The sequence below is a fragment of the Microbacterium sp. PI-SA-G genome, from assembly GCF_057215335.1.
This window is the reverse complement of sequence record NZ_CM170103.1, coordinates 2,893,324-2,913,899: the sequence shown is the minus strand read 5'-3', so window position 1 is coordinate 2,913,899 and position 20,576 is coordinate 2,893,324. Positions and strand designations below refer to the sequence as shown.

Genomic DNA, 20,576 nt, shown 5'->3' with positions numbered 1-20,576 from the left:
ACCCCTATGTGCGCGCGATCACCGACACACACCGGGTGCGCGTTCTGCCGAACCCTCCCGTTCCCGGCGCCCCCGCGGGGCAGTGGTGGCCGCCGGTGGCGTTGACCGCTCGATGGCTCGAGTCGCACGCTGAGGACTACGACGTGCTGCACGTGCACTTCGGGATCGAGTCGTTCTCGCCCGAGGAGCTCGGTGACGCGCTCGACGCCGCGCGTCGGGTCGGCCGCCCCATCGTCTACACCGTGCACGACCTCGACAACCCGCAGCTGATCGACCAGGGCGACTACCGGGCACTGCTCGACGTGATCGTGCCCGCGGCCGACCACCTGCTCACTCTCACCGCCGACACGGCCGCCGAGATCGAGCGCAGGTGGCAGCGCGAGAGCCGGGTGCTCCCGCATCCAACGCTGCTGGATACTGCCCTGCTCGATCGAGCCGTCACTCCCCGGCCGTCCGCTGGCGACGTCATCCGCGTCGGGATCCACCTGCGCGACCTGCGTCCCAACATCGACGCCGAGCGCGCGGTCCACGCGGCCACCGCGGCCGCCGCGCTGCTCACCGCAGCCGGTATTCCGGTGGAGTTCGAGGTGCTGATGAACGAGCGCGTGCGCAGCGACGAGACCGCTGAACGGGTCACCGCTGCCGCCGACGCGCATCCGGCGGTCCGCGTGCGCCGCACCCCTCATCTGAGCGACGCCGAGATCGAGACCTGGCTCGCAGGCATTGATCTGTTCGTCCTGCCGTACACCCACGGCACGCACTCAGGCTGGGTGGAGCTGTGTCACGATCTCGGGGTCCGCGTGGCCGGGACCGACGTCGGGCACATCAGGGCGCAGCATCCCGAGGACTTCGCGATCATCGACCTCGACGACGCCCAGACGCTCGCCGACGCGGTGCGACTCTCGGTCGGGACGCGCACGTCGCCGCAGCGCCCCGCTCTGCTTGCACAGCGGTGGATCGATCGACGGGCCCAGCGTGCGGCGATACGCGAGGCGCACGCCGACCTGTACGCCGCCGCCATCGACGCCGCCACCGTCGTCGCCGCACTTTCGGCCGCAGCGCCCGCCGGAGTCCGCGCGTGAGCACGGCCGAACGACTGCGCATCCTGGTCGTCGCCCCGGAGCGTCATGCTCTGCGCCAGCCCCACGCCGGCGGTCTGGAGGCCGTGGTCTGGAACCGCGTGCGCTGGCTGCGTCACCACGGCCACGACGTGCAGCTCTGCGCCGCCGAGGGATCGGACTTCCTCGGCGCGAACATCGACCTGCACCTGCCGAGTCCGCGCTGGCATCGCACCCACGACGCCTCCGACACCGACTTCCCCGAGGGCCACCGCCGGCTCCTCACCGACACGTTCGATCGGGTGCGCGACTGGATCTCGGCCGCCGAGACTCGGGTCGACGTGGTCGACAACCACAGCCTGCACGGCGACCCGATCCTCTGGAGCCGCGACACGGGAGTGCCGGTCGTCACGACGCTGCACACCCCGCCGCTGGCGGACATCGTGGTCGCCGCGAACGCGCTCGACGGGGCATCCCCGCACCGTTTCCTCGCCGTCAGCCAGTACACCGCGCGGGCGTGGTCGGCCGAGGGTGTCGACGCGTTCGTCTTCCCCAACGGCGTCGACACCGCGCAGTGGAGTGTGGGCGAAGGCGGAGGCAGCTGGGTCTGGTTCGGGCGCATCGTGCCCGAGAAGGCGCCGCACCTCGCTATCCTCGCCGCCCGCCGCGCGGGCGCTCGACTGAAACTCGCGGGCCGGGTCGGCGACGCCGCCTACTTCGCGCGCGAGATCGAACCCCGCCTCGGCGACGGCATCGAGTACGTCGGACCGCTGCGTCAGCCCGAACTCTGCGACCTCGTGGGAGCGGCCTCGGTTGTTCTCGTCACCCCGGTGTGGTCCGAGCCGTTCGGCCTGGTCATGGCCGAGACGCTGATGACGGGAACGCCCGTGGTCGCGTTCGACTCCGGCGGCACGAGCGAAGTGCTCGCCGGACTCCCCGGCACCGCGATCGTGCCCGCCGCCGACGTCGACGCTCTCGCACGCGCGGCGACGGCGCTGGCCGCCGGATCGAGTGACGGGCTGAACCGCCAGCGCGTGCGCGCGGCCGCCGCAGCCCGCTACTCGCTCGATCGACGGCACCGCGAGATCGAACGGGTCCTCACCGTGTCGGCCCACGGCGTCATGGCGACAGCCGACGTCGACGAAGCGGTGGGCGCGTGATCGGCTGGTACGTGCACCACCACGGGTGGGGGCACGTGACGCGGATGCAGGCGATCCGACCTCATCTCGGCACCGACCTCAGCGACGACGACGTGACGGTGTTCTCGAGCCTGCCGCGCCCCGCAGAGCTCGCCGACCGGACGACCTGGGTGCAGCTGCCCTTCGACGCCGACCCGGTCGTCGGATCCGATGGCGTGCGCCGCGAGGCGAACGAGCTCGGCGACGTCACCGCCGGCGGCGCCCTGCACTGGGCGCCGGTCGGCCACCCCGGTCATCAGGAGCGCCTCGCGGCGATCGCGACCTGGATCGCCCAGCATCCGGTCTCGGCGTTCGTGGTCGACGTCAGCGTCGAAGTCACCGTCCTCACGCGTCTGCTCGGGGTGCCGACGGTCGTGTTCGCGCAGCCGGGAGAGCGCACCGATGCGCCCCACCGTCTCGGGTACGATCTCGCCGACCGCATCCTCGCCCCGTGGGCGCCCGACACGATCGAGTCGGTCGAGCTCGCCGAACGCGAGGACCGCGTCCGCCGGGTCGGGGCGGTCTCGCGCTACGACGGGCGCTCCCGCGACCAGGGCGGCACCGACGATTCCGGGGAGCGCCGCGTGCTGTTCCTCAGCCGCACGCTCGACGCGGCGCGGCTCGCCGAGACCACCCGGCTGCTCAGGGCCGAGGGATGGATCGTCGACACCGCCGGGGCCGGTGCCGACGACCGGATCGACGACGTCTGGCCGCTGCTGTGCCGGGCCACCGTTGTCGTGAGTGCAGCCGGTCAGAACGGCATCGCCGACCTCGCCGCCGCCGATGCCCGGGCTGTCGTGCTCGCGCAGGAGCGGCCCTTCGCCGAGCAGGAGGCCACCGCCCGCGTGCTCGCGGCGCAGGGGCTCGCGCAGACCGGATCGGCTGACGCGTCACCGGCGGAGGTGGTGGAACTCGTCCGCCACGCCGCCGCATCCACACCCCGATGGAGCGGATGGCACGTGAGTGGCGCCGCAGCCCGCGCCGCCGCCGCCGTCGCGGAGGTGGCGTCATGACCACGCGCGTGGCCGTCATCACACCGGCATCCGCCAACCGCCTCGACCATCTGCACCGCCAGCGCCGCTTCCTGCGCCAGCTGCCGACGCCCGGGATCGATGTCGTGCGCATAGAGGCGTGGCTCGACGCCGATGCTCCTCCCGTCACCGACGGCGTGACGTGGGTGCATGTGCCACCGGGGCCGAACGGCCTGCGCGTGGGGGCTGCGCGCAACGCGGCCGCGGCCCTCGCGCTCGATCACGGCGTCGACCTGCTGGTGTTCCTCGACGTGGACTGCCTCCCGGGAGCGCAGCTGCTGAACCGGTACATCGAGGCCGCCACGCTGCATCCCGCCGACCTCCTCTGCGGGCCGGTGACGTACCTCGAGAGCGTGCAGCGCCCCGCGACGCCTGACGAGCTGCAGGCTCACACACGCCCGCATCCGGTGCGTCCGCTGCCGCCGGAAGACGCGGTGGTTCGCGCCGGCGACGACGATTTCAACCTGTTCTGGTCGCTGTCGTTCGCGGTGACCCCCGCGACGTGGACGCGCATCGGCGGCTTCGCCGAGGTGTACGAGGGGTATGGCGCCGAAGACACCGACCTCGGTCGGCGCGCCCGCTCACTCGGCGTCGGGCTGCAATGGGTCGGCGGCGCACACGCGTATCACCAGTGGCATCCCGCCGGATCCCCTCCGTGGCGCCACCTCGACGACATCCTGCGCAACGGCTCCCTGTTCGCCCAGCGCTGGGGCGAGTGGCCGATGGGCGGCTGGATCGACGCCTTCGTCGAGGCCGGGGCCGTCGAAGCCCACGGCGACGGATACCGCCGCGTGTCCGGAACCGACGCCTAAGACGCCAGGTGTTGGTACGAGGCCCTGCGACCCTCGATTCGCGTCGCGCGCCGCGCGACGATCGCGCAGGCGAGAGCGGCGAGGAAGCTGATCATAGCCAGGCCCCAGGCGATGACCGCGAAATGCATGGGCAGGATCATCGATGGCAGCAGGAACGCGACGCCGAGGAGCGGAAGAACCAGCGTCAGGCGCTGACTGAGGGTCTGGGGCATGGTCGTCTTTCTGCTCGCGCCGCAGTGGATGCGGTCGGACTCCGCGTGGGGCGAAGATACCTCCATGGTGTGCGCCGCCCGCGCGAGCGAGCAAGACATCGACGTGCTTCGTGGCCCCAGGGCTACAGATCCTTCGTGGACCGCTGCGGCCCCCGCGACGACGCCGCCGGGTCAGAGCGTGATGATGCCGAGCTCTGTCGCCCGCAGCACGATCTGCAGGCGGTTCTCGACACCCCACAGATGGTTGATGTGGCGGATGTCGGCCTTCACCGTGCCTTCGGCGTAGTGCAGCGCGTCGGAGATCTCGGCGTTGGAGAGCCCCTGCGCGATCAGCTCGATGACCTGTCGCTCGCGATCGCTCAGCGTGGGCCCGTCAGAGAAGTGCACGTCACCGGCTTCGATCGCCGCTCGCACAAACCTCTCCTGCACCTCCGGTGAGACGATGCGATCGCCCGCGTGGGCGGCGACGATGGCGTCGATGATCTGGCCCGGGGTCGAGTTCTTCACGAGATACCCGCAGGCTCCGGCGCGCAGCACCTCGAGCGCGCGCCACTCCGTGGTGAAGGTCGTGAGTGCCACGACGCGGCAGCGCGGGTTCCACTCCAGCACGAGCCGGGTCGCCTCGACGCCGCTGACCTCGCGCATCTTGATGTCCATCAGCACGACGTCGGGTCTCGCGGCCCTGCACGCCTCCACGACCTCCGAGCCGTCGGTCGCCTCACCGACCAGCGTGACGCGATCGTCGTCGGCGATGAACGCACGCAGCGCGTGTCGGACGAGAGCTTCGTCGTCGACGACGAGAACGCGCACGACCTCAGTCACTCGCCCACCGTATCGCGGGGATCCGCTCTGATCTCTAGCCCTGGGGCCATGATTTCGTGACCACGAGAGCATGCCTCGTAGGGTGGAGCCAGGATTTCGCGGTGCCGGTCATCTCGTGCCGGTCGCAGCCCGAGTGAAGGAGACCAGCGTGGGACTCATCGTCATGCACGGTGTCGACGTGCTCACCCGCGTCATCGCGGAGTCGAACGCCGACATCGGGGACTGGCTCTGCCGGGTCCTGGGTATCTGTGGCTGAATCGATCGTCGGCCCGCGCGCGGGCCGCGAACCGCTCTTCGCCGCCCGCGCCTCTGTCGGACGGATGCTGCGCTCGCAGGCGTTCTGGTCGCAACGCTCCCTGCACCCGGTCGCTCGTCTGCTGCTGCTCCTGGTCGTCGGCGTGCTGCTGGTCGTCTCGATCGGGTTCATCGTCGCCGGTGAGGAGTTCACGCGGAACGACCTGCTCTCCATCGCGTTCTCCGTCGGGCTCGCCGCGTTCGCCTGGCATCCGATGACCGCCGCCGTCATCGTCATGCTCATCACCTCCGTGGGGATCCTCTTCACCGGAAGCGGCGGAGACCTGCTCGAACTCGCCGTCGCCCTCGGCCTGGTCGCGGCGACGTGTGCGCCGTGGGTGATCGTCGTGCATGCGCTGCTGCTGGGCGTGTTGACGACCTACATCTCCGTCAACAGCACGACCCTCGCGGCGGGCGGGATCTACGGCATCACGGGCATCGCGGTGATCGCGTTCCTCGCAGGCGTCGCGTTCCGCCTGGTGGCCGCGCGCGAGGCTTTCCTCGTCGCGGAACGGGCTCGCATCGCCGGTGACCTCGAGGCGATCGCCCGCGAGGACCAGGAGCGCATCGCCGATGAGCTCCACGACGGCATCGCGCACGACCTCACGCTCATCCTCTTCCATGCGCGGGCGCTGCCGCTGCAGCCCGACGACGCCGCGCGCGAGGTGTCGCTCGCCACGATCGAGGCGTCCGCCGGACAGGCGCTGCAGAGCATCCATTCGCTCCTCTCGCTCATGCGTGACACCGCGACCGAAGGCCCGCACGTCCATTCCAGCCGCTACGACGGCAAGGTCGTGCAGGCTGCCGCCGCCCTGGGGTCACTCCTGCAGGACGCCGGGATCCCCACGCACGTCTCGACGCCGAGCCTCGCGATCGACGTGGAGCCTGCGACGGAGCGGGCTCTCACCGAGACGATGATCGAGGCGGTCACGAACATCATCAAGCACGCGCCGACGTCGCAGTCGGCATCCATCGAGGTGCTCGACGGCTCCGAGATCATCCAGCTCGTCGTGACCAACGTCGGTCCCGCCGCCGCATCCGAGCAGGGTTCCGGGTCGCTGGGCGGGCGCGGCCTGAGGCGTGCTCGGCAACGGCTCGCGCAGTGCGAGGGGCAGCTGGAGTCGGAGAAGACGGCGGACGGATGGATTCTTCGCGCGACCGTGCCGGCGGGTCGTCAGGCGTTGGGCCAGTCGCTGGTGAGGTAGGCCTCGACCGCGCGATGCCGGAACGAGTAGGGCTTGCCGCGGTCGATGATGCCGCGCACGGTGTCGAGACGCTGAGCGGTGGGTCCGACGTCCGTCACTTTCGAGAACCCCATGGCCTGGGCGATGCGTGTGGCGGTGCGTTCGGCCGCGGGCAGTTCAGCCATCGCCTGGAGGAGCTGGCGCTCACGAGTGGGAAGTCGCTCGAGGATCCGTTCGACGTGAGCGGTCGCCTCGCGCTGGGCGCCTCGCCAGCCACGCCGCACCTGCTGCGCCGTGATCGTCGGGGTCGTTCCGGCGTACCACGCCTGCTCGCCGGCCAGTTGGAACAGGAAGGGCTCACCGCGGCAGAGGCCGGCGATGAGTGCGGCCGCATCGGGCTCCATCCGCACCCGGGCGGAGCCGCCCTCGCCGTCCGGCACCTCCCAGCCGTCGAGGACGAACTCCTGCAGCGCCTCTGCAAGATCCTCGTCGTCGATGGCCGAAAGGGTGGTGGTCTTGAAACGGCGCGCGAAGGTGGCGCCCTTCCGGGCGCCGGCCATGTCCTCGAAGTCCGGCAGACCGGTGAGATAGACCGCGATCGGCAACGAGCGACGGACCCGCGCGCCGCCGGGCACCTCGATCTCCACCTCGTGCGTGAGCGCATCGCCGAACGCGATGAGCAGCTGCGAGAGCGCCTTCTCGTCCGTGATGTTCTGGATCTCGTCGACGTGGATCAGCGCGATCACCGACCCCCGCGCGATCGCGGCCAGACCCACTTCGACCAGCAGATCGGTGAGGGCCGCATACGGCTCGCGCCCCTCGGCACCACGGAGGGTGAGGGCGATACCCGAGACGGCGACCGCCTGCACACGAGCGATCGCGTCGCCGATGCGCTTCTCACGAGACGCGGGAAGCCCCGCGTCGGCTGCAAGTGCGAGCACGGCCTCGGCCACGAGCTTGAGCGGATCAGCACCCGCCGGGATTCGCAGTTGAGGCGTGACCCAGTCGCCCGCCCGGCTCGCCTCCTGAGCGATGCGCCGGACGAGGGTGGACTTCCCCAGACCGGGCTCGCCCAGGATGGTTCGGCCGCGTTCGGGAAGGCCTGCGAGCCGGCGCGGACGCACCACGTACCGCCAATCGCTCAACTGTTCGGTGCGCCCGGCCCAGACCTCCGGGATCGTGTCAGACCCGGGGCTGAACGGATTGTCGAGAGCGTCACGCATGACGATAAGGTTATCAGTGATCGCGATCTTGATAATGTTATCAACGTGTCCGCCGAAAGGCCGATACCGGAAGCTGTGGACATCCGCGATGATGGCCTTTCCTGAGGATCACGAGCGACAGGTGGGGCGCGATGAGGGGCTCTCGATGACGGCTCGCGATCGGTCGGCGGATGGCTTGTCTGATTTCGCGGAGCTCTTGGCGCACGAGCAGGAGTTCAGCGGGGATCGGATCGATCCCGCGGTGCGCAGACGACGCCGGCGACGAGGGCTCATCATCACCGCCGTCTGCATCGTCCTGCTGCTGGCCGTGACCGGCGGCTACATCGGGTGGGCCCTCACGGCACCGGTGAATCCGCCGGTGGTGACCACGCGCACACCGCAGGCCCCGGTCGGCGACGCAGCTGCGATCGCCACACCCCCGGCGGCGGCAACAGCGATCAGCATCGCCGGCGCCGACGCCTATCTGGGCGAGGGCGCGAGCGGGATATGGTCGGCGACGGGAACGGGCGAACCGCTCCCCATCGCGAGCATCACCAAGATCATCACCGCACTCGTGATCCTCGATGCGGCGCCGCTCGCCTCCGCCGATGACCCCGGACCGACCATCACCTTCGGCGAGTCCGACCACGATCTCTACGACGAGTACTACGTGCAGGGCGCGACCATCGCTCCGATGCCCGCCGGTACCTCGATGTCGCTCCGTGATGCCCTGGCCGCCATGCTCATCCCCTCCGCCAGCAACTACGCCGAGGCGCTGTCCACACGGATCTTCGGATCGCAGAACGCGTTCCTCGGCGCGACGGGCGACTGGCTCGCATCCCACGGGCTCACCGGAACGACCATCACGGAGCCCACGGGCATCAGTCCGCGCAACACGAGCACGCCCGCCGACCTGCTGGCCATCGCGAAGCTCGCCGCCGCGCATCCGGCGATCGCGCAGATCGTCGCGACCCCATCGGTCTCGATCCCCGGCGCCGGCCAGCTGAACAACACCAACGGCCTCCTCGGCACCGCCGGGATCACGGGACTGAAGACCGGGAACCTGGGCGAGGGCACACACAGCCTGCTGTACACGGCCACACTCGACGTGGGTGCGGCCGACCCGCTCGCGGTCACCGGCGTGGTCCTCGGGGGACCGACACGCGACTCGGTGAACGCCACCGTGATCGCCACACTCGAAAGCATCCGCTCCGGTTTCCACCCGGTGCCCGTCGCGACCGATGGCCAGGAGGTCGGGTCGATCTCGACGCCCTGGGGATCCACCGCCACGCTCGTCATCGCGGAGAGCCCGTCGATCCTCACCTGGTCGGATACGCCGATCGAGGTGACGATGGACATCGAGACCCCGCCCACCTACCGCGACGGCACGGTCGTCGGAAGCGTCACCTGGACAGCCGGCCCGAACACCGTCACCGCTCCCGTGACGATCACGGGGAACATCGACCCACCCACCTCGTGGTGGCGCCTCACCCACCCCTCCGAGCTCGACTCCTGGATGGATGCCGGGGACTGATCACAGCTCGCGTCCCGAGCGATGCGCCACGCCCCACCCCGGATACGGAAAAACCCCCTCACGAGGAGGGGGTTTCCATGGCGGTGACGGTGGGATTTGAACCCACGGTAGGGGGTTACCCTACACAACTTTTCGAGAGTTGCACCTTCGGCCGCTCGGACACGTCACCGCGGAACAGCTTACGCGAGAGCGGGCCGACGCGCGAATCGGGGCGCCGCCTGCGCGCTGACCCATTTGCACGGTGCCGGCGAGAGCGCCCGCGACGGGGTTCGAATTAGGATGGCCTCAGCACCCGACGGAAGGATGCTCCACGATGGGTTACGTCACCTCCGCAGCACTCGCCGAGACCGGATACGTCGTCCTCGACGACCACGACCAGTCGCGAGACCCCGTCGAATGGCTCGACCTCGAGTACGTCGGTTGGCGCTCGTCGGGCATCACCCGTTTCGCGCCGCTCGCCAGCTATGCCGGCGCCGTGGAGTGCAACGGATTCTGGAACCACACCCCGCCGCGCACCGACAAGGCCGGGGTCTGGGTGCCGTCGCAGGTGGCGCTCGCGCCGGTCCTGCAGCGCCGCGCCCTTGAGCCGGGCGTCGACGTGGGCCGGTGCCGCGTGATCGAGCTGCAGCCGAACGAGTACGCCGACGCGATCTACAACCTGCACCAGGACGACAACAACCGCCTCAACGATGAGGGAAGCGGCTGGGTGGTGCGCGGGTTCTTCAACCTGACGGATGACACGGAGTCGATGCTGATCCTCCGGGCAGACCGGTTCGATCCGGCGACCGAGATCCGCCTGCCGCTCGGCGCGGGCTCACGCATCATCGTCGACACGCAGCGCTTCTGGCACGCGGTGTGGCACCGTGGCAGCGCCCCGCGCTACGCCCTCATCACGTCGTGGACCTCCGGCCCGGAGCTCGACGCCTACATCGCCGCGAACCACGGCGACCAGCACCCGCCGACCGTGGCGCTCGACCCGGAGTTCGTGGACCAGGCGCAGGTCGAGATGCACCGCCGCATCGAGGAGCGCCGCCGCGCGTTCGAGGCGCAGGGCATCGTGATGGAGCCCCCGACCCCGCTCTACAGCTGATCCTTCTCGGCCTGAGGGGTCACTCGCTGCCGCGTCCCGCAGCCTCCACGCGACCGTTCTTGACCTCTCACCCAGCGCCGCGCAGTGGCGGGGCCGCGGCGGCGCGTCAGACCGTCCGTCCGCGCTCCAGCCGCACGACGCGATCGACCGTGCCTGCGGGGGGCTCGACGTGCGAGACGAGCAGCACCGACTGCTCCCCCGCCGCGTGCAACAGGTCACGCAGCAGCGCCTCGGACGCGTCCGGATCGACGCCCGCGGTCGGCTCATCGAGCACGAGCACCGGGAACCCGCGCAGCAGTGCCCTGGCCAGCGCGATGCGCTGTGCTTGCCCGCCCGACACCAGCGCGCCACGGTCGCCGACCCGCGCATCGAGCCCGCCCCGCGCACGCACCCACGCCCCGAGCCCGACCCGGTCGAGCACGTCGAGCAGCTCGGCGTCGGTCGCGGTGTCGCGCGCGAACAGCAGGTTCTGGCGGATGTCCTCGTCGAACAGCTGTGGGCTCTGCTCGCACAGCCCCACCACGCCACGCAGCGCGGGTCCCGAGAGCGCAGCAGCATCCACGCCGCCAAGCGTGTACTCGCCGTCGACGCGCAGGAACCCCACGAGCACCGCCGCGAGCGAGCTCTTGCCCGACCCGCTCGGCCCCGACACGAGCACGCGCTCCCCCGGCTGCAGCTCGAGGTCGACCCCGCGGAGCGCCGGCACGCCGCCCGGCCATGTCGCCCGCGCATCGCGCAGTCGCAGCCCGGGGGTGCCCGAGCCGAGCCCCGCGAGCGCCTCTCCCCCGGCGTCGGGCCGCAGCTCCGCCGGCATCCGCTCGGGCAGCACGTCGACGATGCGCTCGGCGCTCGCGCGCACACTGCGCCAGGATGCCGCGGCCACCGGCACCGCGCCGAAGACCTCGAACACGACCATGGGCACCAGCACGACCACGGCCAGCCACGGACCGTCGATCGCGCCCGTGGCGAGTCCGGGAGCTGTGGCGGCGAGCGCCCACACCGATGCCGCCCCCGCGACCGCCGAAAGTACACCCGCTGCGACGGCCTGCGCGAGCGAGGCTCGGGTCACGACGCGGCGGAGCGCGGCATCCGCGTCGGTCACCCGCGCCCGCGCCTGCTCCTCGGCGCCGTACGCGAGCAGCACGTCGAGCGTGCCGATGTAGTCGACGAGCGCCGCCGACAGCTCCGCGCGGCGGGCCGACACCTGCGCCTCGGCGCGGGATCCGAACAGCCACCCCATGCCGATCGCCGCAGCCGCGGCGACGACCAGGCAGGCGGCGAGCGCGAGGGCGGCGACGGGCGAGACGAACGCGATGAAGCCGACGGCCCCGAGCACGACGACCCCGGCGACCGCGAGCGGCTGCACCACGCGCAGCGGCAGGTTCTGCAGATTGTCGACGTCGTCCACGAGAGCCGAGAGCACGTGGCCGCGGTCGGTCGACCCGAGCCCGGCCGGCGACAGCGGGATGAGCCGGCGCACCATGTCGGCGCGGGTGGATGCCAGCTGCCGGAGCGCCGCGTCGTGCCCGCTGAGGCGTTCGAGGTATCGGGTCACCGCTCGCGAGACCGCGAAGAATCGCACCCCGACGACGGCGATCGAGAGCGGAACGAGTGAGTCGACGATCGAGGCGCTCACGATCAGCCATCCGCTCACGGCGAGCAGACTCACCGCGGCTGCGGCCGACAGCACGCCCCACACCAGCCCCGGCAGGAACCGGCGTACGGGCGGCTGCGCCAGCCGCAGCACCTCAACGACGCGCGTCGCCCGCGCGCCCCGGGCGTCCGCACCACCCGGACGGGTCATACGCTCACCCCCAGCGTCACGACGTGATCGGCGATCTCCCGCGCCGTCCGGCGGTGCGAGACGAGCACGATCAGCGCGCCGGCATCCGCCCGCTGTCGGAGCGACCGCCACAGGCGCGCCTCGGTCTCGGGGTCGAGCGCGCTCGAGGGCTCGTCGAGCAGCAGCACGCGGCGCGGATCACCCGCGTGCCGGTACAGCGCCCGGGCGACGGCGACGCGCTGCGCCTGTCCGCCCGAGAGCCCGCTCCCCTGCACACCGAGTTCGAGCGCGGCATCCAGCCCTTCGGCGCAGGCGTCGTGCAGCGCCGCACGCACCCGCTCGGCATCGGGTTCCGCATCCCCGAGCGCCACGTTCGCCGCGATCGTCCCGCGCAACAGTCCCGGGTTCTGGCCGGCCCACGCGAGCCATGCGGCCGGATCGAGCGCGCGCACATCGGCGCCGTCGAACAGCGCCTCGCCCGAGAACTCGGCAGCGCCACGCAACGCCGCCAGCAGGCTCGACTTGCCCCCGCCGCTCGGCCCCTCGATCAGCGTGATCGTGCCGGGTTCAGCGCGGAACGACACGGTCGGCAGGTCGCGCACGCGCAGATCTTCGACGACGAGCGCCGCCCCGGGCGTTCGCAATTCAGCAAGAACGCCGCCGTCCGCCGCCTCCGAGCCCCCGAACCGGCCATCCGCACGCGTTTCTGCTGAATTGTGAACGGCAGACCCCCGGCTCCCCGCCTCATCGAGCACCGCGAAGATGTCCTCCGTCGCCGCGACGCCCTCTGCCGCAGCGTGGAACTGCACCCCGACCTGGCGGATCGGCAGGAACGCCTCGGGCGCCAGCAGCAGCACGAACAACCCGACCTCGAGCGACAGGTCGCCCGACAGCAGCCGGAAGCCGACCGCCACCGCGATCAGCGCGACCGCAAGCGAGGCCAGCAGCTCCATCGCGAACCCCGACAGGAACGAGAATCGCAGCACCTTCATCGTCTCGCGGCGGTAGTCGTCCGACGTCGATTCGATCCGGTCGGCGGCCCGCTGCTCGCGACCGAACAGCCGCAGCGTCGCGAGCCCCTGCACGGTGTCGGCGAAGCGCACGGCGAGCCGCTGCAGCGTCTGCCACTGCTTCTGCTGCACCGTGCGGGTGGCCATGCCGATCAGGATGAGGAACAGCGGGATCAGCGGCAGCGTGATCGCCGCGGTCAGTCCGCTCGGCCAGTCCTGCCACCACATCACGACCAGCAGCACCGGTGTCGCGATCACGGTCAGCACGAGTTGCGGAATGTACCGCGCGAAGTACGAGTCGAGCGCCTCGAGCCCGTGCCCGGCGGTGACCGCGAGCGCGGTGCGGTTGCGGTCGGCGAGCCAGCCGGGTCCGAGCACGCCGATCGCGCGGATCAGCGCCGCGCGCAGCTGCATCCCGGTCCGGGCGGCGGCGCGGGTGCCCGCGGCATCGGAGGCGGCGATCAGCACTCCGCGCAGCAGCGCCACCGCGAGCAGTGTCAGCAGGGTCGCCGTGACGTCGCGGCCGGCAAGCGCTCCGGTGACGGCGTCGGTCAGCAGCCAGGCGAAGGCGACGGTCACCGCGGTCTGCACCACGCCGATCAGCGCCGATGCCGCGAGGAAGCCCCTCGCGGCACGCGCGTATCGCAGCAGTCTCGGGTCGACGGGTTTCACGCGTGCGCCGGTGCCCCCTCGATCGATGCGCGGGTGACCCGCTTGCGGAACACCCAGTATGTCCAACTCTGGTACGCGAGCACGAGCGGAAGCGCGATCACGGCCGTCCAGCTCATGATGGTCAGCGTGTACGGGGTGCTCGAGGCGTTCTGGATCGTGAGGCTGTACGCCGGGTCGATGGTCGACGGCATCACGTACGGGAACAGCGCCGAGAACAGCATCACCACGGCGAACAGCACCGTGAGCATGCCGGCGAAGAACGCCCGTCCGTCGCGTCCGCGCAGCGACATCCACACCGCCGCGAGCAGGCTGACCGCCGCGGCGGCACCCGTGCCCATCACGAGCCACAGCAGCGGCGCCTCGCGCTGCATCGCGAGCAGCACTGTCCACACCACGGTTCCGGCGGCGGCGAGCACGACGGGCACCGCGATGCGGGCGGCGAGGCGGCGCGCGTCGGCGTGCACCGCTCCGTCGGTCTTCAGCGCGACGAACAGCACGCCGTGCAGGAAGAACAGCAGCAGCGTCGTGGCGCCGACCAGCAGCGCATAGGGGTTGAGCAGCGCGAAGAAGCCGCCCACGTAGATGTGGTTCTCATCCAGCGCGACGCCCTGCACGATGTTGCCGAACGCGACGCCCCAGAGGAAGGCGGGCACGGCCGAGCCGATCACGATCATCCGGTCGAAGCCGCGCTTCCACGCCGCCGACTCCCGCTGATGCCGGTACTCGAACGAGACGCCGCGCAGGATCAGCGCGAGCAGGATCAGCAGCAGCGGCAGGTAGAACCCGCTGAACAGGGTGGCGTACCACTCGGGGAACGAGGCGAACAGCACGGCGCCGGCGACGATCACCCAGGTCTCGTTGAGGTCCCAGACCGGGCCGATCGTGTTGATCACCTGGCGACGCGACACGTCGTCCTTGCCGAGGAACGGCAGCGACATCCCGACGCCGAAGTCGAAGCCGTCGAGCACGAAGTAGCCGACGAAGAAGAAGGCGACGATCCAGAACCAGAGCGTGGCGAGATCCATGATGCGACGTCCTCTCTCAGTAGACGACCGACGGCAGCTGGGCCGTCTCGTCGTGTGGTTGCTCGGCGGTGTCCGGCCCCTTCTGGGCGGCCTTGACGATGAGGCGGATCTCCACGACGGCGAGGCTGGCGTAGATCGCGGTGAACGCGATCAGGGAGATCAGCACCTCGAGGCCCGAGACGCCCGGCGAGACGCCGTCCTGCGTGGTCATGAGCCCGAACACGATCCACGGCTGCCGGCCCATCTCGGTGAAGACCCAGCCCATGATGTTGGCGAACAGCGCGAGCGGGAACGACCAGATCGCGAGCTTCCACATCCACGGCGCGGGCTCCCGCTTGGCGTTCTTGCGGGTCAGCCACAGTCCGATCACGGCGACGAGTGCGGCGGCCATGCCCAGGCCGATCATCCAGCGGAACGCCCAGTACGTGATCCAGAGGATCGGTGCGAAGTCGCTGATCCCGGTGTCGGCGAAGGTCTGCGTGTACTCCGCGTTGAGGTCGTTGATGCCGTGCACGCAGGCGTCGAAGGAGTGCGTCGACAGCACGGAGAGCAGGTACGGCACGCGGATCGAGAAGAGCTCCGAGCTGCCGTCGGGCGTGCCGAGGGTGAACACGCTGAACGAGGCGTCGTACCCGCAGACGGTGTTGAAGGTCGCCTCGGCCGCGGCCATCTTCATGGGCTGCGCGTCGTACATCGCGAGTCCGAGCTGGTCGCCGGTGAGCATCACGCCCGCCGTCGAGACGAGCATCGCCCACAGGCCGAACTTCAGCGAGATGCGCATCGTGTCGTGGTGCTGCCCGCGAGCGAGGTGCCACGCCGACACCGAGATGATGACTCCGGCGGCGAACATCAGCGCGCCGAAGATCGTGTGCGGGAAGGCGGCGAGCGCGACCGGGTTCGTCAGCAGCGCCCAGAAGTCGGTGAGCTCGGCGCGGTTCGTCTCGGGGTTGTAGATGTAGCCGACCGGGTTCTGCATGAACGCATTGGCGGCGATGATGAAGTACGCCGAGAGGATGCTGCCGATCGAGACGCACCAGATCGTGGCGAGGTGCAGCTTCTGCGGCAGCTTGTCCCACCCGAAGATCCAGAGCCCGATGAACGTCGCCTCGAAGAAGAAGGCCAGCAGTCCCTCGAAGGCAAGCGGGGCGCCGAACACGTCGCCGACGAAGCGCGAGTAGTCCGACCAGTTCATGCCGAACTGGAACTCCTGCACGATGCCGGTGACCACGCCCATGGCGAAGTTGATCAGGAAGATCTTGCCGAAGAAGCGGGTCAGGTGCAGGTACTGCACCTTGGCGGTGCGCACCCATGCGGTCTGGAAGATCGCGGCGACCAGCGCCATGCCGATCGTCAGGGGCACGAACAGGTAGTGGTACACGGTGGTCAGACCGAACTGCCACCGCGACAGCATCAGCGGGTCGAGCCATTCCATGGGGCCACTCCTGTTCCTCGGCGTGAGGTCACGCCGAACATCGGCCTGTCAGCGTCGTCGGGACGCAGGCCGTGGGTGAACGACGATCGCCTAGGCGGCGGTCATCTCCGTCTGTCGCAGCTGCACGGTGCAGTCCGCCGGGAGGGCGGTGGTACGCACGGCCTCGGCGGCGAGCGGCCCACCGGCTTCGGTGAGCACCCCCTGCATGAGGCCCAGGTGCACGGTGCACAGCATCGGACGGTCTTCGGGGCGGCCCGCGGCGTGCGGGCAGGGGCTGAGATCGACTGTCAGCTGCTCGTCGTCGACGACGGGCTCAAAGCCGCTCTCCTCCAAGTGTTCGATCAGGGCGTCCAGCTGGTAGGTCGCGTCGCGACCGAGGACGGATGCCGCGCCCGGCGCCACGCGACGCAACAGGTCTCCGCGGCGGGCGGCCGCACTGACCTTGTCACGAGCGATGGGGCTGGAGGCGTCGGCTGCTCCGGTCGCCGCGCGGTACAGCGTGCGCGGGCGGCCACGGGTGGTGCGGTGCTCGGTGGCGGGAATGACGTAGCCGCCCTCGATCAGCCGCTGCAGGTGCTCGCGCACCGTGTTGGCGTGCAGTCCGGTGGCCTCGCACAGCTCGCCGAGCGTGCGCTCGGGGCGGGTCTCCGCGGTGCTGCCCTCGAAGAGCGCGTGCAGGAGACGCACCCGAGAGAACGAGGAGATCGGCCCGCAGACGGGCCCGCCATTGGCCATGTCTCCATTATCCCCGGGGGTCCTGCGCCCACAGAGCGATTCGGCCGTGAATAATGCCCGCGCCGATAGGGATGTCGGATGCCGCCGATAGCCTGATTGCATGGCCACCCGTAAACCCGCTCCGCCCGCGTACGTCTGCACCGAATGCGGATGGACGACGCCGAAGTGGGTCGGCCGGTGCGGCGAGTGCCAGCAGTGGGGAACCGTGCAGGAGCAGGCGGCGAAGACCGGCATCCTGCAGCGGATCACCGCGCTGCCCCCCACCGCCGATCGCGCGGCACGCCCGATCACGCAGATCACGACGCTCGACGCCCCGCGGCGCTCAAGCGGGGTCGGCGAGTTCGACCGGGTGCTCGGCGGCGGCATCGTCCCGGGAGCCGCCATCCTGCTCAGCGGCGAGCCCGGCGTCGGCAAGTCCACGCTGCTGCTCGAGGTCGCAGCCCAAGCGGCCCGCGGCGGGCGGCGTGTGCTCTACGCCAGCGCCGAAGAATCCCCCGCGCAGGTGCGCCTTCGCGGTGAGCGCACCGGGGCGCTGCACGACGAGCTGTACCTGGCGAGCGAGACCGACCTCGCCACGATCCTGGGTCACATCGACGAGGTGAAGCCGCAGCTGGTGATCGTCGATTCCGTGCAGACGGTCTCGTCATCGCTGATCGACGGCGCCGCCGGGCAGCCGAGCCAGGTGCGCGAGGTCGCATCGACGCTCATCCGCATCGCGAAGGAACGCGGGCTCCCCGTCATCCTCGTCGGTCACGTGACCAAAGACGGCCAGGTCGCCGGGCCCCGCGTGCTCGAGCACCTGGTCGACGTGGTCTGCCACTTCGAGGGCGATCGCCAGACGTCGCTGCGCTTCATCCGTGCGCTGAAGAACCGCTTCGGCCCGACCGACGAGGTCGGCTGCTTCGAGATGACCGGCGACGGCATCGCCGAGGTGCCCGACCCCTCGGGTCTGTTCCTCTCGCAGGGTGCCACCGAGCCGGGCACGTGCGTGGCGATCTCGCTCGAGGGCCGCCGCGCTCTGCCGGTCGAGGTGCAGGCGTTGACCGTCAAGAGCACCGCGCCGAACCCGCGTCGCATCGTGCACGGGGTCGACTCCTCGCGCGTGGCGATGGTGCTGGCGATCCTCGAGCGGCGGGCCGGCATCATCACCAACAACCTCGACGTCTACGTCTCGACCGTCGGCGGGGTGCGCTTCACCGAGCCGGCCGCCGACCTCGCGATCGCGATCGCCGTCGCGGGGTCGATCAGCCAGTGGTCGGTGCCGCGTACAGTTGCCGCCGTGGGCGAGCTGAGCCTCGCGGGTGAGATCCGTCCGGTCACGCAGGCCGCTCAACGTCGATCCGAGGCCGCGCGCCTGGGATACGAGCAGGTCGTCGACGATCGATCGAAGACGCTGCGCGCCGCGCTCGAAGACGTCCGCTCGCGCAACACCTCGCGCCGACCGGAGGGCGACATCCCGCCGTTCTGAGCGGGCCGCTCGCTGAGCGCGCCGACGGGTTAGAGCTCGAGCGCCTTCAGCAGCTCATCGGGCGGCGCCTGCATCGGGTGCGGGCCGGCGATGTCGAGGAACACGGTCGCGATCTTGTCGCCGTGCGTGGTGAGGAACGCGCGCAGCCAGTCCGCCGAGTAGATTCCCACCCCGGGCGGCAGGTTGGCGGGCTTGTTCCTGGCGTCGCTGAACAGCAGCAGCACGAGGCTGCCGGTGGCGCGGTCGCGATAGGTCCAGACCTCGCCGCTGTCCAAGGGGTTGTCGCGGGCGCCGGGCGAGATGAGCGGAACGACGGTGATGCCGTTGCGGAGCGCCAGGGCGACGGCGGCGATGTCCTGCTTCTCGAGTGCCTGCGCGAGCGCCTCAGAGCGGAACTCCTCGGGGGCGGGCTTGTTCTTGGCGGACTTCGCCTTCTTCGCTGCCATGCGTCCAGCTTAGGCACGCAGAAGCAGGCCCGCGCGCGCTGGCCGGGCAAAGAATAGGGGCCCTCTCGAGTCTCACAGTGGGGACTGGGGTACTCGAGAGGGCCCTCGGACTCTCGAACGGCGAGTGTCGAAGCGCTGGGGACGCTGTAATTCGACGCCACTGGGGATGGCATGTGCCGCGTATTCCCGAGAGTCACCCCATGGTATCCCAAAGAACGAGGCCTGTCAGCCCTCTCCGGTGAATACGCGGGAAATCAGAACCATCCGAAGCAGAACGCCATGATGTCTCTGCTATTCGAAGGCCGCATCGCCGAAATGCTTCGAACTGCGAGCGGATCCGCGGGTCAGTACAGCAGGATCTGCTTCGACGTGACGCTGCTGAACCCGCCGATCGAGACCTCGACGTGGTACGAGGCACCGCCGCCGGGCGCGCGCTGACGATTCTCGGCGGCGCAGCTCTCGACGCTCGACCGCGTGCGGTCCCAGGTCACCGGCTCTTTGCTGGTGACCGTGGTGCCGGCGGTCAGCGTCGCGATCATGCTGCTCGGGTTCTCCTGGCAGTCGGTCGATCGCCACCAGACGTCCGACCCGCTCATGACGGTGAAGACCTGCGTGGTCGACCCGACGTCCATGGTGCAGTCGGTCGAGCCGCGGTTGGTGAGCGAGATCGAGATCTTCGGCAGCGCTCCGTCGGCGTAGGTCTCGGCGTCGGTGACCGCGGTCACCTCGATGTCGCGCGCGGCGCAGGCCACGAGCGCCGGCGTCTCGGGCGCCTCAGGGGTCTCGGGCGTCTCGGCATCGGGCGAGTCCGTGGCTGCCGGCGGCGGAGACGCGGGGTCGGCGAACGGCGTGCCGCTGGGCGTGGGCGAGGCCGACGACGTGGGCGAGGGCGATCCGGCGGCCTGCGCCCAGGGCTGCGCCACGAGCAGCCACACGCCGACGCCGATCGCGGCGAGCAGCACGATCAGACCGCCGAAGAGGACGATTCTCCGCCGGCGGTAGACGGCAGCGGATTGGCGAGGCATGGTGTCCAGGTTAGTTCAGCTGCTTCAGCATCCTGGTGTTGCCGAGCGTGTTCGGCTTGACGTGCGCGAGATCGAGGAACTCCTCGACGCCGGCGTCACCGCTGCGCAGCAGCTGGGAGTAGACATCCGGGTCGACGACCTGCTCGCCGATGGGCGTGTACCCGCGGCGCCCGAAGAACTCCACCTCGAACGTCAGGCAGAACAGCCGCGACAGTCCGAGCGAGGCCGCCGTCTGCTCGAGCCGGTCGACGATCGCCCGTCCGACGCCGTGGTGCAGCCAGTCCGCCCGCACCAGGAGCGTGCGCACCTCGCCGAGGTCCTCCCAGATCACGTGCAGCGCGCCGCATCCGATCAGCTCTCCGTCAGCCTCGGCGACCACGAACTCCTGCACCGAGCCGTACAGCACCGCGAGATCCTTGCCGAGCAGGATGCGCTGTTCGACCATCGGCTGCAACAGGCTCCGGATGCCGGTGACATCGGCGCTGCGCGCCGGTCGGACGATGTACTCACTCACACGTCAACCCTAGAACCCGTAGCTGCGAGAAACACAGAAGGGGCGGATG

The 20,576-nt window shown here is 70.3% G+C and carries 19 protein-coding genes and 1 tRNA gene; 8 read left to right on the top strand and 12 right to left on the bottom strand.

The genetic code is table 11. The features are described from left to right. Positions 1-35 precede the first annotated feature (35 nt). The 4 genes from AC2D10_RS14295 to AC2D10_RS14280 are packed head-to-tail and all read left to right on the top strand — an operon-like array spanning position 36 to position 4,079. The gene (locus AC2D10_RS14295; RefSeq protein ID WP_484708628.1) at positions 36-1,082 is read left to right on the top strand and encodes a glycosyltransferase; all 1,047 of its coding nucleotides are present in this window, start codon (positions 36-38) and stop codon (positions 1,080-1,082) included. Beyond that, positions 1,079-2,218 (top strand): glycosyltransferase, encoded by a 1,140-nt coding sequence (locus tag AC2D10_RS14290; RefSeq protein ID WP_484708627.1) that lies wholly within the window; start codon positions 1,079-1,081, stop codon positions 2,216-2,218. Before AC2D10_RS14295 ends, AC2D10_RS14290 begins: the two co-directional genes overlap by 4 nt. Then, entirely contained in the window at positions 2,215-3,249 is a 1,035-nt protein-coding gene (locus AC2D10_RS14285) for a glycosyltransferase (RefSeq protein ID WP_484708626.1), read from the top strand. The genes AC2D10_RS14290 and AC2D10_RS14285 overlap by 4 nt, the downstream gene beginning before the upstream one ends. Further along, positions 3,246-4,079, top strand: coding sequence for a glycosyltransferase family 2 protein (locus AC2D10_RS14280; RefSeq protein ID WP_484708624.1), 834 nt, complete (start codon positions 3,246-3,248; stop codon positions 4,077-4,079). The genes AC2D10_RS14285 and AC2D10_RS14280 overlap by 4 nt, the downstream gene beginning before the upstream one ends. On the opposite strand, the gene AC2D10_RS14275 is transcribed toward AC2D10_RS14280, so the two are convergent. Together AC2D10_RS14275 and AC2D10_RS14270 are read right to left on the bottom strand one after the other, a co-directional pair. Next, a complete protein-coding gene (locus tag AC2D10_RS14275; protein WP_484708623.1) occupies positions 4,076-4,291 on the bottom strand; it encodes a hypothetical protein in 216 nt (71 codons plus the stop codon). The genes AC2D10_RS14280 and AC2D10_RS14275 overlap by 4 nt on opposite strands. 171 nt (positions 4,292-4,462) lie before the next feature. Further along, positions 4,463-5,113 carry a response regulator gene (locus tag AC2D10_RS14270; RefSeq protein WP_484708622.1) on the bottom strand — a complete coding sequence of 217 codons (651 nt, stop codon included), beginning with the start codon at positions 5,111-5,113 and terminating at the stop codon, positions 4,463-4,465. Between the two features lie 248 nt (positions 5,114-5,361). On the opposite strand from AC2D10_RS14270, the gene AC2D10_RS14265 reads away from it, so the two are divergent. Then, positions 5,362-6,612, top strand: coding sequence for a sensor histidine kinase (locus AC2D10_RS14265; RefSeq protein ID WP_484708620.1), 1,251 nt, complete (start codon positions 5,362-5,364; stop codon positions 6,610-6,612). Here the strand turns inward: AC2D10_RS14265 and AC2D10_RS14260 are convergent. Further along, the gene (locus AC2D10_RS14260) at positions 6,582-7,814 is read right to left on the bottom strand and encodes an ATP-binding protein (RefSeq protein WP_484708619.1); all 1,233 of its coding nucleotides are present in this window, start codon (positions 7,812-7,814) and stop codon (positions 6,582-6,584) included. The genes AC2D10_RS14265 and AC2D10_RS14260 overlap by 31 nt on opposite strands. Before the next feature lie 175 nt (positions 7,815-7,989). Between AC2D10_RS14260 and AC2D10_RS14255 the strand changes: the two genes are divergently transcribed. Continuing rightward, positions 7,990-9,327, top strand: coding sequence for a D-alanyl-D-alanine carboxypeptidase family protein (locus AC2D10_RS14255; protein ID WP_484708617.1), 1,338 nt, complete (start codon positions 7,990-7,992; stop codon positions 9,325-9,327). Between the two features lie 78 nt (positions 9,328-9,405). Here the strand turns inward: AC2D10_RS14255 and AC2D10_RS14250 are convergent. Continuing rightward, positions 9,406-9,496, bottom strand: a tRNA-Ser gene (locus tag AC2D10_RS14250). 144 nt (positions 9,497-9,640) lie between these two features. Here AC2D10_RS14250 and AC2D10_RS14245 point away from each other — a divergent pair. Continuing rightward, positions 9,641-10,417, top strand: coding sequence for a hypothetical protein (locus AC2D10_RS14245; RefSeq protein ID WP_484708615.1), 777 nt, complete (start codon positions 9,641-9,643; stop codon positions 10,415-10,417). Between the two features lie 106 nt (positions 10,418-10,523). On the opposite strand, the gene cydC is transcribed toward AC2D10_RS14245, so the two are convergent. The 5 genes from cydC to AC2D10_RS14220 all read right to left on the bottom strand — a co-directional run bounded on the left by cydC (position 10,524) and on the right by AC2D10_RS14220 (position 17,074). Further along, positions 10,524-12,221 (bottom strand): thiol reductant ABC exporter subunit CydC, encoded by a 1,698-nt coding sequence (gene cydC, locus AC2D10_RS14240; RefSeq protein WP_484708614.1) that lies wholly within the window; start codon positions 12,219-12,221, stop codon positions 10,524-10,526. Continuing rightward, positions 12,218-13,882 (bottom strand): thiol reductant ABC exporter subunit CydD, encoded by a 1,665-nt coding sequence (cydD, locus tag AC2D10_RS14235; RefSeq protein ID WP_484708613.1) that lies wholly within the window; start codon positions 13,880-13,882, stop codon positions 12,218-12,220. Before cydD ends, cydC begins: the two co-directional genes overlap by 4 nt. Continuing rightward, entirely contained in the window at positions 13,879-14,907 is a 1,029-nt protein-coding gene (gene cydB / locus AC2D10_RS14230; RefSeq protein WP_484708612.1) for a cytochrome d ubiquinol oxidase subunit II, read from the bottom strand. The genes cydD and cydB overlap by 4 nt, the downstream gene beginning before the upstream one ends. A 16-nt stretch (positions 14,908-14,923) precedes the next feature. Further along, positions 14,924-16,339 (bottom strand): cytochrome ubiquinol oxidase subunit I, encoded by a 1,416-nt coding sequence (locus AC2D10_RS14225; RefSeq protein WP_484708611.1) that lies wholly within the window; start codon positions 16,337-16,339, stop codon positions 14,924-14,926. 90 nt (positions 16,340-16,429) lie between these two features. After that, on the bottom strand, positions 16,430-17,074 hold the full coding sequence (locus tag AC2D10_RS14220; protein WP_484708610.1) for a helix-turn-helix domain-containing protein: 645 nt from the start codon (positions 17,072-17,074) through the stop codon (positions 16,430-16,432). A 100-nt stretch (positions 17,075-17,174) separates the two neighbouring features. Here AC2D10_RS14220 and radA point away from each other — a divergent pair, with 100 nt between their 5' ends. Then, entirely contained in the window at positions 17,175-18,542 is a 1,368-nt protein-coding gene (gene radA, locus AC2D10_RS14215; protein ID WP_484708609.1) for a DNA repair protein RadA, read from the top strand. Between the two features lie 29 nt (positions 18,543-18,571). Here the strand turns inward: radA and AC2D10_RS14210 are convergent, their stop codons facing one another. The 3 genes from AC2D10_RS14210 to AC2D10_RS14200 form a co-directional block, all read right to left on the bottom strand. Further along, complete coding sequence (locus tag AC2D10_RS14210) at positions 18,572-18,988, bottom strand: dehydrogenase (protein ID WP_484708608.1); 417 nt, start codon at positions 18,986-18,988, stop codon at positions 18,572-18,574. Between the two features lie 344 nt (positions 18,989-19,332). After that, positions 19,333-20,013, bottom strand: coding sequence for a hypothetical protein (locus AC2D10_RS14205; protein ID WP_484708607.1), 681 nt, complete (start codon positions 20,011-20,013; stop codon positions 19,333-19,335). A 10-nt stretch (positions 20,014-20,023) separates the two neighbouring features. Further along, the gene (locus AC2D10_RS14200) at positions 20,024-20,527 is read right to left on the bottom strand and encodes an amino-acid N-acetyltransferase (protein WP_484708605.1); all 504 of its coding nucleotides are present in this window, start codon (positions 20,525-20,527) and stop codon (positions 20,024-20,026) included. Between the last annotated feature and the right edge of the window lie 49 nt (positions 20,528-20,576).

Excerpts from the sequence above, each read along its gene's own strand:
- radA (WP_484708609.1), top strand. The coding sequence starts at position 17,175 with ATGGCCACCCGTAAACCCGCTCCGCCCGCGTACGTCTGCACCGAATGC.
- AC2D10_RS14260 (WP_484708619.1), bottom strand. The coding sequence starts at position 7,814 with ATGCGTGACGCTCTCGACAATCCGTTCAGCCCCGGGTCTGACACGATC.
- AC2D10_RS14220 (WP_484708610.1), bottom strand. The coding sequence starts at position 17,074 with ATGGCCAATGGCGGGCCCGTCTGCGGGCCGATCTCCTCGTTCTCTCGG.
- AC2D10_RS14225 (WP_484708611.1), bottom strand. The coding sequence starts at position 16,339 with ATGGAATGGCTCGACCCGCTGATGCTGTCGCGGTGGCAGTTCGGTCTG.
- AC2D10_RS14280 (WP_484708624.1), top strand. The coding sequence starts at position 3,246 with ATGACCACGCGCGTGGCCGTCATCACACCGGCATCCGCCAACCGCCTC.
- AC2D10_RS14205 (WP_484708607.1), bottom strand. The coding sequence starts at position 20,013 with ATGCCTCGCCAATCCGCTGCCGTCTACCGCCGGCGGAGAATCGTCCTC.
- AC2D10_RS14210 (WP_484708608.1), bottom strand. The coding sequence starts at position 18,988 with ATGGCAGCGAAGAAGGCGAAGTCCGCCAAGAACAAGCCCGCCCCCGAG.
- cydC (WP_484708614.1), bottom strand. The coding sequence starts at position 12,221 with ATGACCCGTCCGGGTGGTGCGGACGCCCGGGGCGCGCGGGCGACGCGC.
- AC2D10_RS14275 (WP_484708623.1), bottom strand. The coding sequence starts at position 4,291 with ATGCCCCAGACCCTCAGTCAGCGCCTGACGCTGGTTCTTCCGCTCCTC.
- cydB (WP_484708612.1), bottom strand. The coding sequence starts at position 14,907 with ATGGATCTCGCCACGCTCTGGTTCTGGATCGTCGCCTTCTTCTTCGTC.
- AC2D10_RS14245 (WP_484708615.1), top strand. The coding sequence starts at position 9,641 with ATGGGTTACGTCACCTCCGCAGCACTCGCCGAGACCGGATACGTCGTC.